Annotated in this window: 13 protein-coding genes and 1 tRNA gene; 12 read left to right on the top strand and 2 right to left on the bottom strand. The window is 71.5% G+C overall.

The annotated features are described in order from the left end of the window. Window positions 1-239: 239 nt before the first annotated feature. A complete protein-coding gene (locus RM812_RS07420; protein WP_311571596.1) occupies window positions 240-1,805 on the bottom strand; it encodes a potassium/proton antiporter in 1,566 nt (521 codons plus the stop codon). A 241-nt stretch (window positions 1,806-2,046) separates the two neighbouring features. On the opposite strand from RM812_RS07420, the gene RM812_RS07415 reads away from it, so the two are divergent. Continuing rightward, on the top strand, window positions 2,047-4,839 hold the full coding sequence (locus RM812_RS07415; RefSeq protein ID WP_311571595.1) for a penicillin acylase family protein: 2,793 nt from the start codon (window positions 2,047-2,049) through the stop codon (window positions 4,837-4,839). A gap of 77 nt (window positions 4,840-4,916) precedes the next feature. Here RM812_RS07415 and RM812_RS07410 read toward each other — a convergent pair whose 3' ends face one another. After that, entirely contained in the window at window positions 4,917-5,534 is a 618-nt protein-coding gene (locus RM812_RS07410) for a 5-formyltetrahydrofolate cyclo-ligase (protein ID WP_311571594.1), read from the bottom strand. 93 nt (window positions 5,535-5,627) lie between these two features. Between RM812_RS07410 and galU the strand changes: the two genes are divergently transcribed. The 11 genes from galU (at window position 5,628) to RM812_RS07355 (ending at window position 14,619) form a co-directional block, all read left to right on the top strand. Further along, a complete protein-coding gene (galU, locus tag RM812_RS07405) occupies window positions 5,628-6,530 on the top strand; it encodes a UTP--glucose-1-phosphate uridylyltransferase GalU (RefSeq protein ID WP_311571593.1) in 903 nt (300 codons plus the stop codon). Window positions 6,531-6,652: 122 nt separating this feature from the next. After that, window positions 6,653-7,927 carry a molybdotransferase-like divisome protein Glp gene (glp, locus tag RM812_RS07400; protein ID WP_394816428.1) on the top strand — a complete coding sequence of 425 codons (1,275 nt, stop codon included), beginning with the start codon at window positions 6,653-6,655 and terminating at the stop codon, window positions 7,925-7,927. Window positions 7,928-8,013: 86 nt separating this feature from the next. Then, complete coding sequence (gene moaC, locus RM812_RS07395; RefSeq protein ID WP_311571592.1) at window positions 8,014-8,562, top strand: cyclic pyranopterin monophosphate synthase MoaC; 549 nt, start codon at window positions 8,014-8,016, stop codon at window positions 8,560-8,562. Further along, the gene (locus RM812_RS07390) at window positions 8,559-9,098 is read left to right on the top strand and encodes a MogA/MoaB family molybdenum cofactor biosynthesis protein (protein WP_311571591.1); all 540 of its coding nucleotides are present in this window, start codon (window positions 8,559-8,561) and stop codon (window positions 9,096-9,098) included. Before moaC ends, RM812_RS07390 begins: the two co-directional genes overlap by 4 nt. A 23-nt stretch (window positions 9,099-9,121) precedes the next feature. Then, the gene (locus RM812_RS07385; protein ID WP_311571626.1) at window positions 9,122-9,772 is read left to right on the top strand and encodes a GNAT family N-acetyltransferase; all 651 of its coding nucleotides are present in this window, start codon (window positions 9,122-9,124) and stop codon (window positions 9,770-9,772) included. A 170-nt stretch (window positions 9,773-9,942) separates the two neighbouring features. After that, the gene (gene sepX / locus RM812_RS07380; protein ID WP_311571590.1) at window positions 9,943-11,163 is read left to right on the top strand and encodes a divisome protein SepX/GlpR; all 1,221 of its coding nucleotides are present in this window, start codon (window positions 9,943-9,945) and stop codon (window positions 11,161-11,163) included. Window positions 11,164-11,247: 84 nt separating this feature from the next. Next, window positions 11,248-11,321 (top strand) — tRNA-Ala (locus RM812_RS07375). A gap of 263 nt (window positions 11,322-11,584) precedes the next feature. Beyond that, entirely contained in the window at window positions 11,585-12,643 is a 1,059-nt protein-coding gene (locus tag RM812_RS07370; protein ID WP_311571589.1) for a hypothetical protein, read from the top strand. A gap of 369 nt (window positions 12,644-13,012) precedes the next feature. Next, entirely contained in the window at window positions 13,013-13,303 is a 291-nt protein-coding gene (locus RM812_RS07365; RefSeq protein WP_311571588.1) for a Rossmann-fold NAD(P)-binding domain-containing protein, read from the top strand. A 55-nt stretch (window positions 13,304-13,358) separates the two neighbouring features. Then, complete coding sequence (locus RM812_RS07360) at window positions 13,359-14,300, top strand: TauD/TfdA family dioxygenase (protein ID WP_311571587.1); 942 nt, start codon at window positions 13,359-13,361, stop codon at window positions 14,298-14,300. A gap of 106 nt (window positions 14,301-14,406) precedes the next feature. Beyond that, window positions 14,407-14,619 (top strand): MbtH family protein, encoded by a 213-nt coding sequence (locus RM812_RS07355; RefSeq protein ID WP_311571586.1) that lies wholly within the window; start codon window positions 14,407-14,409, stop codon window positions 14,617-14,619. Window positions 14,620-14,669 lie beyond the last annotated feature (50 nt).

Genomic DNA, 14,669 nt, shown 5'->3' with positions numbered 1-14,669 from the left:
GTGCCTTTCTGCCGCCTGGTAGCGCGGTCCGCCTCGTGGCTGTCGCCGTGCGGGAGCGCCGAGAGCTGTCCTCTTGCGCGGACTGCGGTAGATGCCGGGCCCGTGCGGTAGCAGGCGTTCCGGCCGCCATACGGTCGCGCCAGCTCTGCGTCAGGCAGAGTTGGTTCGATCAGGTGCCGCCTTCATCGTACAGGGATCAAGGGGGACGCAACCTGTGAAAGGGAGCACCCCTCAGAGGCTCACCTGCGATTGCCGCCGTTGGCCGGGGTACCCAGCCAGCCGGCCAGCTTGCCGCCGTGACCGACGGCGCGCAGCCGGGCCTCGGCCGCGTCCCGGACCGGGTCGGTGGCGACCACGAGGAGTTCGTCCCCGCGCCGCAGCCCCGTCGTCGGCAACGGCACGAACGACGTCCCGTCGCGGACGATCAGCGTCACGGCGGACCCGGCCGGCAGCCGCAGTTCGCTGATCTCGACCCCGTGCATCCTCGAGCCCTCGGGGATGGTGACCGACAGTAGATGTCCGCGCAGCCGCTCCAGGGGCGCCGACTCGATGCCGAGGTCGGCGGCCTCGTCCCCCTTGCCCAGGCGCAGCTTGCGGGCCAGCCAGGGCAGCGTCGGTCCCTGGACCAGGGTGTAGACGACGACGAGGACGAAGACGACGTTGAAGATCCGGCGGCTGTCCGCGACACCCTCCACCATGGGGATCGTGGCCAGGATGATGGGCACGGCGCCGCGCAGTCCGGCCCAGGACATCAGGGCCTGCTCCTGCCACGGCACCCGGAACGGCACCAGGCACAGCACGACGCTCAGCGGGCGCGCCACCATGGTGAGCACCAGTCCGATGAGCAGGGCGGGCAGGATGTCGTCGCCCAGCTCGTGCGGGGTGACCAGCAGGCCGAGCAGCACGAACATGCCGATCTGGGCGAGCCAGCCGAGCCCGTCGGCGAAGCCGCGGGTGGCGGGCCAGTGCGGCAGCCGGGAATTGCCCATGACCATGGCGGCCAGGTAGACGGCCAGGAAGCCGCTGCCGTGGGCCATGGCGCCGGCCGCGTAGGCCGCGACGGCGATGGCCATGACGGCGATGGGATAGAGGCCGGAGGCGGGCAGCGCCACGTGCCGCAGTCCCCACGACCCCAGCCAGCCCACCGCGAGTCCGATGGCGGCGCCGATGGCCAGCTCCAGGGCGATCTCGCCCACCAGCAGGTACCAGTGCTCGATCGGGCCGGCCGCGGAGAAGGCGACCACGAGGATGACCACGGGGGCGTCGTTGAAGCCCGACTCGGCCTCGAGCGTGCCCGTTATGCGTGCGGGCAGGGGGATCCTGCGCAGCACGGAGAAGACCGCCGCCGCGTCCGTGGAGGACACCACCGCCCCGACGATCAGCGCCTGCCGCCATTCCAGCCCGGTCAGGTAGTGCGCGCCGGCCGCGGTCACGCCGACGCTCACCGCGACTCCGGCCAGGGCGAGTGCGGAGGCGGCCGGCAGGGCCGGCCTGGCCTCCTTCCACTTCGTGCCGAGACCGCCCTCGGCCAGGATCACGACCAGGGCCGCGTAGCCGATGACCTGGACCAGTTCGGCGTTGTCGAACTGGATGTCGCCGATGCCGTCCTGGCCCATGGCGACGCCGATGGCCAGGTAGATGAGCAGGCTGGGGAGCCCGGTGCGCGAGGAGATCCGGACCGCCGCCACGGCGATGAGCAGGACGAGCGCGCAGACGAGCAGGAGCTGGTTGAGATGGTGGACAGTCAGCGGCCGGTTCCCTTCCCTGGCGCCGGTACGGACACGGCGGAGACGAGTGCGCCGCACGGCACGTGACGGCGCACCTCCATGGCACACGAAGCCGCGGGCCTTCGCGGACAACTACTTCGTTACCTTACCTAACTCTTGACGCTTTCTTGACGCTTGTCTTGGCAAGATCGAACGCTCGTACGTGCCCGTACCCGACTCCGCGTCAAGGGGGCGTGGGCCCTGCGCCTACAGTTGCTCCAGCGTTCAGTACAAAGCACAGCCCGCCCCTGCCGCTCGTGTTAGGACAGCAAGGACAGCGATGCCCCCCACCAACACCGCCTCTTCGGGTCAGCAGCCCGGCAAGTCCGGCAGGAAGAAGGGGCGCAAAGCGCGCCTGTTCGTCCTCGTGCTGGTCCTGGCCGTCATCGGCGGCCTCGTCTACGGGGCGTACTGGTCCATCAGCACCGTCCGCGCGTCCTTCCCGCAGACCGAGGGCTCGATCACGCTGGAGGGCCTGTCGGGGCCGGTCGACGTCAAGCGCGACGGCTACGGCATCCCGCAGGTCTACGCCTCCTCCGAGGAGGACCTGTTCATGGCGCAGGGCTACGTCCAGGCGCAGGACCGGTTCTACGAGATGGACGTGCGCCGCCACATGACCGCCGGGCGCCTGTCGGAGATGTTCGGCAAGAGCCAGGTCGACAACGACGAGTTCCTGCGCACCCTGGGCTGGCACCGGGTGGCGAAGGAGGAGTACGACGAGAAGCTGTCGGACTCCACGAAGAAGTACCTCCAGGCGTACGCCAAGGGAGTCAACGCCTACCTGAAGGGCAAGGACGGCGCGGACATCTCCCTGGAGTACGCCGCCCTCGGCTTCACCAACGACTACAAGCCCCAGGAGTGGACCCCGGTCGACTCGGTGGCCTGGTTGAAGGCGATGGCGTGGGACCTGCGCGGCAACATGCAGGACGAGGTCGACCGCGCCCTGATGACCAGCCGCCTCGGCCCCAAGCAGATCGCCGACCTGTACCCGGCGTACCCGTACGACCGGAACAAGGCGATCGTCCAGGAGGGCCAGTACGACGAGCTCAACGAGACGTTCGAGGGTGGGGCCGCCGACGACGGCGACTCCGACTCCGGGTCCGGCACGGGGACGGGCTCCTCCGGCTCCGGCTCCGGAACCGGCACGGGCACGGGCACGGGAACGGGCAGCGCCCTGCAGAGCCAACTGGCGGGCCTCCAGGACGTCCTGGACGACCTGCCCACCGCCGTCGGCGTCAACGGCAACGGCATCGGCTCCAACTCCTGGGTCGTCTCCGGCGAGCACACCATCACCGGCAAGCCGCTGCTGGCCAACGACCCGCACCTGTCGCCGTCGCTGCCGTCCGTCTGGTACCAGATGGGCCTGCACTGCCGCACCGTCTCCGAGAAGTGCCGGTACGACGTCGCCGGCTACACCTTCGCGGGCATGCCCGGCGTGGTCATCGGCCACAACCAGGAGGTCGCCTGGGGCCTGACCAACTCCGGCGTCGACGTCACCGACCTCTACCTGGAGAAGATCACCGGCGAGGGCTACCAGTACGACGGCAAGGTGGTCCCCTTCGAGACGCGCGAGGAGACCATCAAGGTCGCCGGCGGCGAGCCCAAGAAGATCGTCGTCCGGGAGACCAACAACGGCCCCCTGCTCTCCGACCGCGACGACGAGCTGGTGAAGGTCGGCAAGAAGGCCACCGTCGACACCGCCGCCCCCGACCGCGGCGACGGCTACGGCGTCGCACTGCGCTGGACCGCCCTGGAGGCGGGCACCACCATGGACGCCGTCTTCGCGATGGACCGGGCGAAGAACTGGGACGACTTCCGCGAGGCCGCCGCCCTGTTCGACGTGCCCTCGCAGAACCTGGTCTACGCCGATGGCGAGGACCACATCGGCTACACGCTGCCCGGCAAGATCCCGGTGCGCGCCAAGGGCCACGACGGCTCGGTCCCGGCACCGGGCTGGAGCTCCAAGTACCGCTGGACCGGCGAGTACATCGACCCGGACGAGCTGCCGTACGAGTACGACCCGGACCGCGGCTACATCGTCACCGCCAACCAGGCCGTGGTCGACGAGGACGCGTACCCGTACACGCTGACCACGGACTGGGGCTACGGCACCCGCAGCCAGCGGATCACCTCCCTGATCGAGCAGAAGATCAAGGACGGCGGCAAGATCTCCACCGACGACATGCGCCAGATGCAGCTGGACAACAGCAGCGAGATGGCCAAACTGCTCGTGCCCCAGCTGCTGAAGATCGACGTCGCCGACAAGGACGTCCGCGAGGCGCAGAAGCTGCTGGAGGGCTGGGACTACACCCAGGACGCCGACTCGGCCGCCGCCGCCTACTTCAACGCCGTCTGGCGCAACATCCTCAAGCTGGCCTTCGGCAACAAGCTGCCCAAGGAGCTGCGGGTCGAGGGACAGTGCCTGTGGGTCGACCCGGTCAACACCACCGGGCCCGCGGACGAGACGAACAAGGTCCGCGAGTGCGGCCAGCGCGACGCCGACCAGGCCCAGCCGGACGGCGGCGACCGCTGGTTCGAGGTCGTCCGCACCCTGATGGACAACCCGAAGAGCGCCTGGTGGACGACGCCGGAGTCCGGCACCCGCAAGGGCGCCGACAACCGCGACGACCTGTTCAAGCGCGCCATGACCGACGCCCGCTGGGAGCTGACCGCCAAGCTCGGCAAGGACATCGACACCTGGAACTGGGGTCGGCTGCACCGCCTGTTCCTGAAGAACCAGACCCTCGGCACCGAGGGCCCCGGCTTCCTGAAGTACGCCCTCAACCGCGGCCCCTGGAAGCTCAGCGGCGGCGAGGCCGCCGTCAACGCCTCCGGCTGGAACGCGGCCGGCGGCTACGGGGTGGTGTGGGTGCCGTCCATGCGGATGGTGGTCAACCTCGGCGATCTCGACAAGTCACGGTGGATCAACCTCACCGGCGCCTCCGGACACGCCTACAGCGCCCACTACACCGACCAGACGGACAAGTGGGCCGACGGAGAGCTGCTGCCGTGGTCCTTCTCGAAGAAGGCGGTCGACGACAGTACGAGCGACACGCTGGTGCTCAAGCCTTGAGCACGCGTCCTTGACGAGAACGGCCTCCACGCACGCGTGGAGGCCGTTCTCGTCAAGGAGCCGTCGGGGAGCCCGTGTCAGCGGAACCGCCGCACTCCCGACGGCGTCACGACCGCGTCCACCGGCCGGTCGTGCGGCTCCTCGGGGACGCGCGCGACGACCTCGAAGTCGTAGAGCAGCACCAGCAGCGCGGGCCGCGCGCCCGCCCGCTCCAGACGCGCGAGGACCCGGTCGTACGAGCCGCCGCCGCGTCCCAGCCGCATGCCGCGCGCGTCGACCGCCAGCCCCGGCAGCAGCACGACGTCCGCCTCGGTCACCGCGTCCGGCCCCAGGCGCTCACCGGCGGGCTCGAACAGGGCCATCCGCCCGCCACCGTGCCGCACGCGCGTGAGGGAGCCCTCCCCGGTGTAGGCGCCCCAGTCCAGGTCGTTGTCGGGCAGCAGGGCCGGCAGCAGGACCCGCACCCCCCGCGCGCGCAGCGCGTCCAGCAGCGCGAGGGTGCCCGGTTCGGCGCCCACGGAGACGTATGCCGCCACAGCGTGCGCCCGCGCGACCTCCGGCATCGCGAGCGCCCGCTCGGCCAGCGACATCGCCGCTTCCGACACGTCATCCGCCGTCAATCCGTTCCTCACCGCGAGGAACTCCCGCCGCAACGAGCGTTTGTCAGACTCGGCCGCAGGTCCCTTGTGACTCAATGCTCACTCCCGTACCGCTCTCATGCGCTCATATGAGCGCCAGTGATCCGGAGTCACAGTTTCTCCCCAAAGGCACCGGATATGGTGGCGCGCATGACTCAGTCCCCCCCCAGGATCAGCAAGGCTGTCATCCCAGCGGCCGGGCTCGGTACCCGGTTCCTGCCGGCCACCAAAGCCACTCCCAAGGAGATGCTGCCGGTCGTCGACAAGCCGGCGATCCAGTACGTGGTCGAAGAGGCCGTGGCCGCGGGCCTCGGTGACGTCCTCATGGTCACGGGCCGCAACAAGCGCCCCCTGGAGGACCATTTCGACCGCAACTACGAACTCGAGTCCGCGCTCCAGAAGAAGGGCGACGCCGGCCGGCTGGCCAAGGTCCAGGAGTCGAGCGACCTCGCCATGATCCACTACGTCCGCCAGGGCGACCCCAAGGGCCTCGGCCACGCCGTGCTCTGCGCCGCTCCCCACGTCGGCAACGAGCCCTTCGCGGTCCTGCTCGGCGACGACCTGATCGACCCGCGCGACCCGCTGCTGCAGCGCATGATCGACGTCCAGGAACAGTACGGCGGCAGCGTGATCGCCCTCATGGAGGTCGCGCCCGAGCAGATCCACCTCTACGGCTGCGCCTCCGTCGAGGGGACCGGCGAAGGCGACGTCGTCAAGGTCAGCGGCCTGGTCGAGAAGCCCGACCCGGCCGACGCCCCCTCCAACTACGCCGTCATCGGCCGCTACGTCCTCGACCCGCACATCTTCGACATACTGCGCAAGACCGAGCCCGGCCGCGGCGGCGAGATCCAGATCACCGACGCCCTGCAGCAGCTCGCCGAGGACGAGAAGGTCGGCGGCCCCGTGCACGGCGTCGTCTTCGAGGGCCGCCGCTATGACACCGGCGACCGGGGCGACTACCTGCGTGCCATTGTCAGACTCGCGTGCGAACGTGAAGACCTGGGCCCGGACTTCCGGACCTGGCTTCGCAGTTACGTAGCCGAGGAGATGTAAGGACGTTGAGCAGCGCCGCGCACCGTGCCACCGGCCACGACCACTCCGGGACGGACCACCACGCCGGGACAGGCCACCACACAGGGACGGGCCACCACGCCGGGACGGACCACCTGTGGTCGGTGCAGGACCACCTGGACGACATCCTCGCCGCCGTCCGCCCCCTGGACCCCATCGAGCTGAACCTGCTCGACGCCCAGGGCTGCGTCCTGGTCGACGACATCACGGTGCCGCTCTCCCTGCCGCCGTTCGACAACAGCTCCATGGACGGGTACGCGGTGCGGGTCACCGACGTCGCGGGCGCGAGCGAGGAGTTCCCCGCCGTCCTGGAGGTCGTCGGGGACGTCGCGGCCGGCCAGGCCGACCCGCTGTCCGTGGGCCCCGGGCAGGCCGCCCGCATCATGACCGGTGCCCCGCTGCCGCCCGGCGCCGAGACCGTCGTCCCCGTCGAGTGGACCGACGGCGGACTCGGCGAGGGCCCGGTGGCCGGAATGCGGGCCCGCAGCCTGGCTCCCGAGGGCGCCGAGGGGCAGGTGCACGTGTACCGCCCGGCCGAGGCGGGCGCGCATGTCCGCGCGCAGGGCAGCGACGTCAGGTCCGGCGACCGCGCCCTGGAGGCCGGCACGGTGCTCGGCCCGCCGCAGATCGCGCTGCTCGCCGCGATCGGCCGGGGAAAGGTCCGGGTGCGCCCGCGCCCACGCGTGGTGGTGCTGTCCACCGGCAGCGAACTCGTCCAGCCCGACGAGGAACTGGGCCCCGGTCAGATCTACGACTCCAACAGCTTCGCCCTCACCGCCGCCGCCCGGGACGCCGGCGCGATCGCCTACCGCGTGGGCGCCGTCGCCGACGACGCCGAGACCCTGCGGTCCACCATCGAGGACCAGCTGGTCCGCGCCGACCTCATGGTCACCACTGGCGGCGTGAGCGTCGGGGCGTACGACGTGGTCAAGGAGGCGCTGGCGCACGTCGCCGACGAGGACGAGCCGGGCAGCGGCGTGGACTTCCGCAAGCTCGCCATGCAGCCCGGCAAGCCCCAGGGCTTCGGCTCCATCGGGCCCGACCACACCCCGCTGCTCGCGCTGCCCGGCAACCCGGTGTCGTCGTACGTCTCCTTCGAGCTGTTCGTCCGCCCCGCGATCCGCACCCTCATGGGCCTGCCGGACGTCCACCGCCCGACGGTCACCGCCGTCCTGGCCGCGCAGAGGCCGCTGAGCTCGCCCAAGGGCCGTCGGCAGTTCCTGCGCGGCACGTACTCCGACGGCTCGGTCACCCCGGTGGGCGGCTCCGGCTCCCACCTCGTGGCCGCCCTCGCACACGCCGACGCGCTGATCGTCGTCCCCGAGGACACCGAGTCCGTCGAGCCCGGCACCGAGGTCGAGGTGGTCCTGCTCGGCTGACCCCGCCCGATTGGCGGTACCGTGTCGCGCACAGCAGGCCCACGCGCCGCACCGCGCCGGGCCCGGACCGGGAGCGCCACACGAGCATGAGTACGCAGGACCGAACCCCGCAGGACGGCCAGACCCCGCAGGACGGCCAGGACCGGCAGGACGGCCAGGCCCCGCAGGACCGGCTGACGCACATCGACGAGGCCGGCGCCGCCCGGATGGTCGACGTGTCCGGAAAGGACGTGACCGCACGCACCGCGCGCGCGAGCGGGCGCGTCCTCGTCGCGCCGCGCGTGGTCGAGCTGCTGCGCGGCGAGGGGGTCCCCAAGGGCGACGCCCTGGCCACCGCGCGTATCGCGGGCATCATGGGCGCCAAACGCACCCCGGATCTGATCCCGTTGTGTCACCCGTTGTCGGTCTCCGGTGTGAAACTTGACCTGTCGGTCACGGACGACGCCGTGGAGATCACCGCCACGGTGCGGACGACGGATCGCACGGGTGTCGAGATGGAGGCGCTCACCGCGGTCTCCGTCGCCGCGCTCACCGTGATCGACATGGTCAAGGCGGTCGACAAGGGAGCGGTGATCACGGACGTGCGGGTGGAGGAGAAGACGGGCGGCAAGTCGGGCGACTGGAGCCGGGGATGACACGGGACGCGTCGGTCGGGGGCGCCCTCCTCGCGCGGTACAGCGCGCTCGTCGTCACCGCCTCCAACCGGGCCGCCGCCGGGGTCTACGAGGACAGGGGCGGCCCGCTGATCGTCGAGGGCCTGCGTCGCTTGGGCTTCGCCGTCGACGGCCCGCAGGTCGTCCCCGACGGCGACCCGGTCGAGGCCGCCCTGCGCGCGGGCGCCGAGGCGGGCTACGACGTGATCGTCACCACCGGCGGCACCGGCATCTCGCCCACCGACCGCACCCCCGAGGCGACGCGGGCGGTCATCGACCACGAGGTCCCGGGCATCGCGGAGGCCGTCCGGGCGTACGGCCGGGACAAGGTGCCGACCGCGGTGCTCTCCCGGGGCCTGGCCGGTGTGGCGGGAGGCACGCTCATCGTCAACCTGCCGGGTTCGACCGGCGGAGTGAAGGACGGCCTCGCGGTCCTGGAGCCCCTGCTGACGCACGCCGTGGACCAGATCCGCGGCGGTGACCACCCCAGACCCGGCAACAGCGGGGGTGCGAGCTGAACAGCCCATCCTGGCCCGCGGAGCTGGTGGACGGCGACGTCGTCCTCAGGCCGATAAAGCTGCGCGACCAGCGGGCCTGGCGCGAGGTCAACCGGCGCAACCGCGACTGGCTGCGGCCCTGGGAGGCGACCATTCCGCCGCCCGCGCCCGGCGTTCCGGCCGCGCACCGGCCGACCTACCGCCAGATGGTGCGCCATCTGCGTTCCGAGGCGCACGCGGGCCGGATGCTGCCGTTCGTCATCGAGTACCAGGGTCGGCTGGTCGGGCAGTTGACGGTGGCCGGGATCACCTGGGGCTCGATGTGCTCGGGGCACATCGGCTACTGGGTGGACGAGGCGGTGGCCGGCCGCGGGGTGATGCCGACGGCCGTGGCGATGGCGGTGGACCACTGTTTCCGCACCGTCGGACTGCATCGCGTCGAGGTCTGTATTCGCCCCGAGAACGGGCCGAGTCGCCGGGTCGTGGAAAAACTGGGATTCCGTGAGGAGGGGCTGAGGCCGCGCTATCTCCACATCGACGGAGGCTGGCGCGACCATCTCGTCTTCGCGCTCACCGCGGAAGAGGTACCGGAAGGGCTGCTGCGGCGCTGGCACGGCTCCCGCGAGCGCTCCCAGGACCGGGACGCGCGGAAGGCCCCGGGGAATCCCGCTCGTCCGAGCCGTGGAATTGAATAAACGTTCGAAAATTGACCGAGCGGCGACCGCTCCGAAACGGATAATTTCCCGACTCTGGCGGTCGGCTGATCGCATCGGTCGCAAAAAAAGTTCGAAATATGAGCCAGATCGTGCGACACACCGGCCCAATTGGCGGATGGCCTCACGCAAACCCCTCTACCGTGTGAGGCGTGAGCAGCAGCGGCCTCATCTACGCAGTCATCGTCGGGGCCTGGGCCGCCTACTTGGTGCCGATGTGGCTCCGTAGGCAGGACGAGCTGAACGAAGCCCGTCCGACGGAACGCTTCAGCACCGCCATCCGGCTGCTGTCCGGACGGGCGGGCATGGAGCGCCGGTACGCCAAGGACCTGCGGTCGCGCCCCGCCGACGAGGCGGAGTTCGACGCCGACGGCCCGGACGTCATCACCGACTCGGTGGACGTCCGGGCGTTCGCCGTGTCCAGAACCCGTCGATACACCCGGCCGGCCGTACCGCAGTCGCCCGCGGAGCGGCCGGAACCGGACCGCCCGGAGGCGGGTGGGTACCCGCGCGGCGCCAGACCCGGACCGTCGCCCGAATCCGAGGCGGCACCGGCGCGCGAGCGGGTGCCGCAGGCCCGGCGCGCGTCCGTCTCACCGGCGGCCGCGGCCCGTGCCCGGCGCACCAAGGTGCTCGCACGCCGCCGACGTACCACCGTGATGCTGTTCCTGGCGTTCACGCTCGGCTCGGTCGTCGCGGCGGTCGGCGGACTCGCGTTCCTGTGGGCGCCCGGGGTGCCCGCGGTGCTGCTCAGCGCCTACATCGCCTACCTGCGCTCCCAGGAGCGCCGCCGGTTCGCCTTCCAGATGGACCGCCGCCAGGCCGAGGTCGCCGCGCAGCGGCTGCGGGAGCGCGACCGCCAGCCCCGCCGGCGTACGCCCGCCGACACGGCCGGCGACCCCGACGCCGAGGAGCCGGACGAGGGACCCGAGGCGGAACCCGACCCCGGCCTGTCCGCGCTCGCCGCGGACCGGCGGGCGCTGGTGGAGCAGACCGACCACGCCGAGTGGGTCGACCAGCAGCGCGAACGGCAGCGGCGACCGCAGGGCGACAGCTGGGACCCGGTGCCGGTACCCCTGCCCACCTACGTGACCGCGCCGGTCGCCCCCCGCGCCACGCCCGACGTGGACCTCGCGGCGCCGGACGCGTGGAGCTCCGCACGCTCCAGCGCCGTCGCCCCGGAGCGGCAGGAGGAGGCGGCGGCCGACCCCGTGCCGGACCGCCCCGCCGCCCACGCCGAGGACCGGACCGAGAACCCCGGCCGCAGCGACGCCCGCCGTGCCGCGTCCGCCCGCCGGGCCCGGGAGCGCGGCCGGACGCCCCTGTTCGACCAGTACGAGGACGGCGACCGCCCCCGCGCGGCCAACGAGTAGGCCGCGCGGGGGCCGTCTCCCTCGGGTCGCGGGAAGCGATTTTTGAGCAGGCCGGTCGGGGTGCTAAAGTTTCACTCGTTGCAAGGGCCTGTGGCGCAGTCCGGTAGCGCACCTCGTTCGCATCGAGGGGGCCAGGGGTTCAAATCCCCTCAGGTCCACGCAAGATCTGTTCCCGACCCGGTTCGGGAGCGGATCAGGAAATCCCGTCCAACTCGTCGAGTTGGACGGGATTTCTTCGTTTCCAGGCTCGGTTCGGCAGGCGCGGCGGGCACGGCGGGCAGGCGCCGGGCTGCACGGGGGCGCACCACCGGGTTCGGGCGGTCGGAGGCCGCGGAGACGCGGGGTGCTCGCCGGCATGGGGGGAACATAGACGCGGTGCGAAGGGTGAGCGGGCAGGTACTCACCACTTCGATGGGATGACATGAAGCTCCAGAGACATGCCCTTGTGCCCTTCGCCGCCACGTTCCTCGCCGCTTCCGCCGTGACCGTGATCGCACCGACCGCCCAGGCCGGCCCGCAGTCGGCCGCCCAGGCGTGCGCGTACACCGCCTCCCTCCTCGCGGTGCCGTCGGGTGCCGAGGCCGGAGCGGTGACGGCGGAGGGCGGGGCCGGGGTGTACGCGGGGGAGATCGAGTTCCCCGAGGAGGGCGCGCTGCAGCATGCCGGCCTGTGGAAGGACGGTCGGTTCACGGACCTGGGACCCGCGGCGGGTGCCGACGGAGACCTCTACATCAGCGACGTGAACGGCAAGGGCACCGTGGTCGGGCACGGCGCCGAGCTCCGCGGCGGATCGGACGGTTTTCCGCAGTACTCCTGGTTCCCCGTCGTCTCCCGCGACGGCAAGCTGGAGCGACTGCCGGTGCTCCCCGGCACCTACAACGTCCAGACCCGTGCGATCACGGAGAACGGGGACATCTACGGCGACGGCTACGGTGACGACCCGAACTACACCGAGGTCTACAAGTGGCCGGCGGATCAGCCCGGCACGGTGGTCAAGCTGTCCGGACTTCCCCGCGGCAGCCACGTCGAGGGCGTCGACACCGACGGCACGGTCGCGGTCACGGCCGTGGACAACCCCAAGGGCACCTGGCTGCCGTACCTGTGGAAGGACGGTGTCGCGAAGCGGCTGCCGATCCCGGCCGGTGCCGCACATGCGCAGATCAACGGGATCGCGAACGGCTATGTCGTCGGTGACGCGCTGGCCTCCGACTTCTCCCGGTCCGCCGTCCTGTGGAACAAGAACGGCCAGGCACTCGCCCTGCCGAACGGATCGGGCGCCGACCTCGTCAACAGCAGCGGCCTGATCCTCGGCAGCAACAAGAAGCTGGCCGCCGGCCTGTGGCAGCTGACCACCAGCCTGGGGGCCGCTCCGAGCGACGGTGAGCTGAACACGCTCGGCGAGGACGGGACGCTGGCGGGTGCGAAGGCTCGCGCCGGCACCACCTACCCGCGGTTCCCGGCGGTGTGGCGCTGCGGCTGATCCGTACCGCCGCCGCCCGGCGCAGGGCGCACGGTCAGAAGGGCGTCCGCCGACGGCGGGCGCCCTTCGCCCTTCCGGCCGGCCCCGCCGCCTCGTTCATGCCGGTATGGCCACGGCAGAGACCGCCCTGCCACAGTCCCCCCGGCCTGGTGCCGGTGCCGGTGCCGGTGCCGGTGTCCGTATCTGCTCGCTGACCTGCCACGACAGTGCCGTATAGGGCTGGTATGGCACCCGTTCCCACACTGCGGCCATGTCTGAATCCGGCCACAGACCCATGGTCCTGCTCGCGGGGGACATCAGCCCGCCCATCGACCAACACCTCGGACACGGCGTGGAGGCCGTCGCTGCCCCGGCGGAGAACGCGCCCGGTTGCCCGGCGAACTCGCCGGTGCCGATGCCGTGGTCGTCGGGGACGGCGTCGTCCCCGACCGGGTGGCGCTCGACGCCGCTCCCGTGCTCGGGACCATCGCGCGGGCCGGGACCGGCGCGGGGTACGTGGACCTGGACGCAGCCACCGAGCGCGGCATCCAGGTCACGCGGGCCCCGGACGCCGCCGCGCTGAGCACCGCGACCGTGAGGGTCGCCGCCGTCCGCAGTCAGCGGGCGCCCGCGGCTCGCCAGCAGACTTCCGGCCGGCTCGTGCCGGCCGGCGTCGGGTAACCCCCGAGCTGCCCAAGGGCCCGCTGCGGCCCGCCTTTGCGAAAGGACCCACTTCATGCACGACCGTGACTGGTCGCCTCTTGAGATCACGCCGCAGAGCGCCGGCGCACCGGCGACACCTCAGGGCCTGATCGGCCACCTCGATCAGCTGGCCGACGGACTCGCCGAGCTGCTGGCCCGTGAGAAGGCCCTGGTCTTCCGGGGCTTCGGGGTCGCGGCCGGCGAGCTCGACCCGGTACTCGACCGGCTGCTCCCGCGCCGCCTCGCCTACGTCAACGGCAACTCGCCGCGCACCAAGGTCGGCTCCAACGTCTACACCTCGACCGAGTACCCGGCCGAGTTCACCATCTCCATGCACAACGAGCTGTCGTACGCCTCGAGTTGGCCGACACGGCTCGCCTTCTACTGCGAGATCGCCGCCGAGACCGGGGGCGCCACCCCGGTCGTGGACGCCGCGCTCTGGCTGCGGTCCCTCGACCCCGGGATCCGTGAGGCATACCGGGGCGGTGTGCGCTACACGCAGAACCTGCACGCGGGGGCGGGCCTCGGCAAGAGCTGGCAGGACACCTTCGAGACCGACGACCGCGCCCTGGTCGACGCGTACCTGAAGGAGGCGGGCTCGGACTGGGAATGGCGCGCGGACGGCAGCCTGTACGTCAGCACGCTGCGGCCGTCCACCACCACGCACCCGGTCACGGGTGCCGAGGTCTGGTTCAACCAGTCCGACCAGTGGCACCCGGCGGCGCTCGGCGACGACACCGCGAAGGCGCTGGCCCAGATCATGCCGGTGAACGAGCTGCCGCAGTACGTCACCTTCGCCGACGGCAGCCCCATCCCCGACGAGTACGTCATCCAGGTCCGTGACCGCGGTCTCGAGCACGCCGTCGACGTCGACTGGCGTCGCGGCGACGTGCTGCTCATCGACAACCTGCTGGTCGCCCACGGCCGGCGCCCGTTCACCGGGAAGCGCCGCGTCCTCGTGGCGATGACCGACTGACCCACCGGTCCACGACGGGCGGATCCCGCCGTATAGGCCTGATATGGCCCCTGGCCGGAAGCTGACCGGGCTGTAACCGAAACCCTGCACACCCACAGGAGTAATCGTGTCCGACACGCAAACCGCCCCCACCCACCGCGTCGTGCTCAACGACGAGGAGCAGTACTCGATCTGGTGGGCCGACCGCGACCTCCCCGCCGGCTGGCGCGCCGAGGGCACCGAGGGCACCCGCGAGGAGTGCCTCGCCCACATCGAGCAGGTCTGGACGGACATGCGCCCGGCGAGCCTGCGCCGACGCATGGAAGCCCAGGCCGCCTGACCGGACACCGGCCCCCGTAGACATCCGCGCCTCATCGCACAAGGAGTGCA

Source organism: Streptomyces lancefieldiae (genome assembly GCF_031845825.1).
Lineage (GTDB): Bacteria > Actinomycetota > Actinomycetes > Streptomycetales > Streptomycetaceae > Streptomyces > Streptomyces lancefieldiae.
Note: the sequence above shows the minus strand (reverse complement) of the source record. Positions and strands in the feature narration are given on the sequence as shown.

Excerpts from the sequence above, each read along its gene's own strand:
- RM812_RS07415 (WP_311571595.1), top strand. The coding sequence starts at position 2,047 with ATGCCCCCCACCAACACCGCCTCTTCGGGTCAGCAGCCCGGCAAGTCC.
- galU (WP_311571593.1), top strand. The coding sequence starts at position 5,628 with ATGACTCAGTCCCCCCCCAGGATCAGCAAGGCTGTCATCCCAGCGGCC.
- moaC (WP_311571592.1), top strand. The coding sequence starts at position 8,014 with ATGAGTACGCAGGACCGAACCCCGCAGGACGGCCAGACCCCGCAGGAC.
- RM812_RS07390 (WP_311571591.1), top strand. The coding sequence starts at position 8,559 with ATGACACGGGACGCGTCGGTCGGGGGCGCCCTCCTCGCGCGGTACAGC.
- RM812_RS07370 (WP_311571589.1), top strand. The coding sequence starts at position 11,585 with ATGAAGCTCCAGAGACATGCCCTTGTGCCCTTCGCCGCCACGTTCCTC.
- RM812_RS07360 (WP_311571587.1), top strand. The coding sequence starts at position 13,359 with ATGCACGACCGTGACTGGTCGCCTCTTGAGATCACGCCGCAGAGCGCC.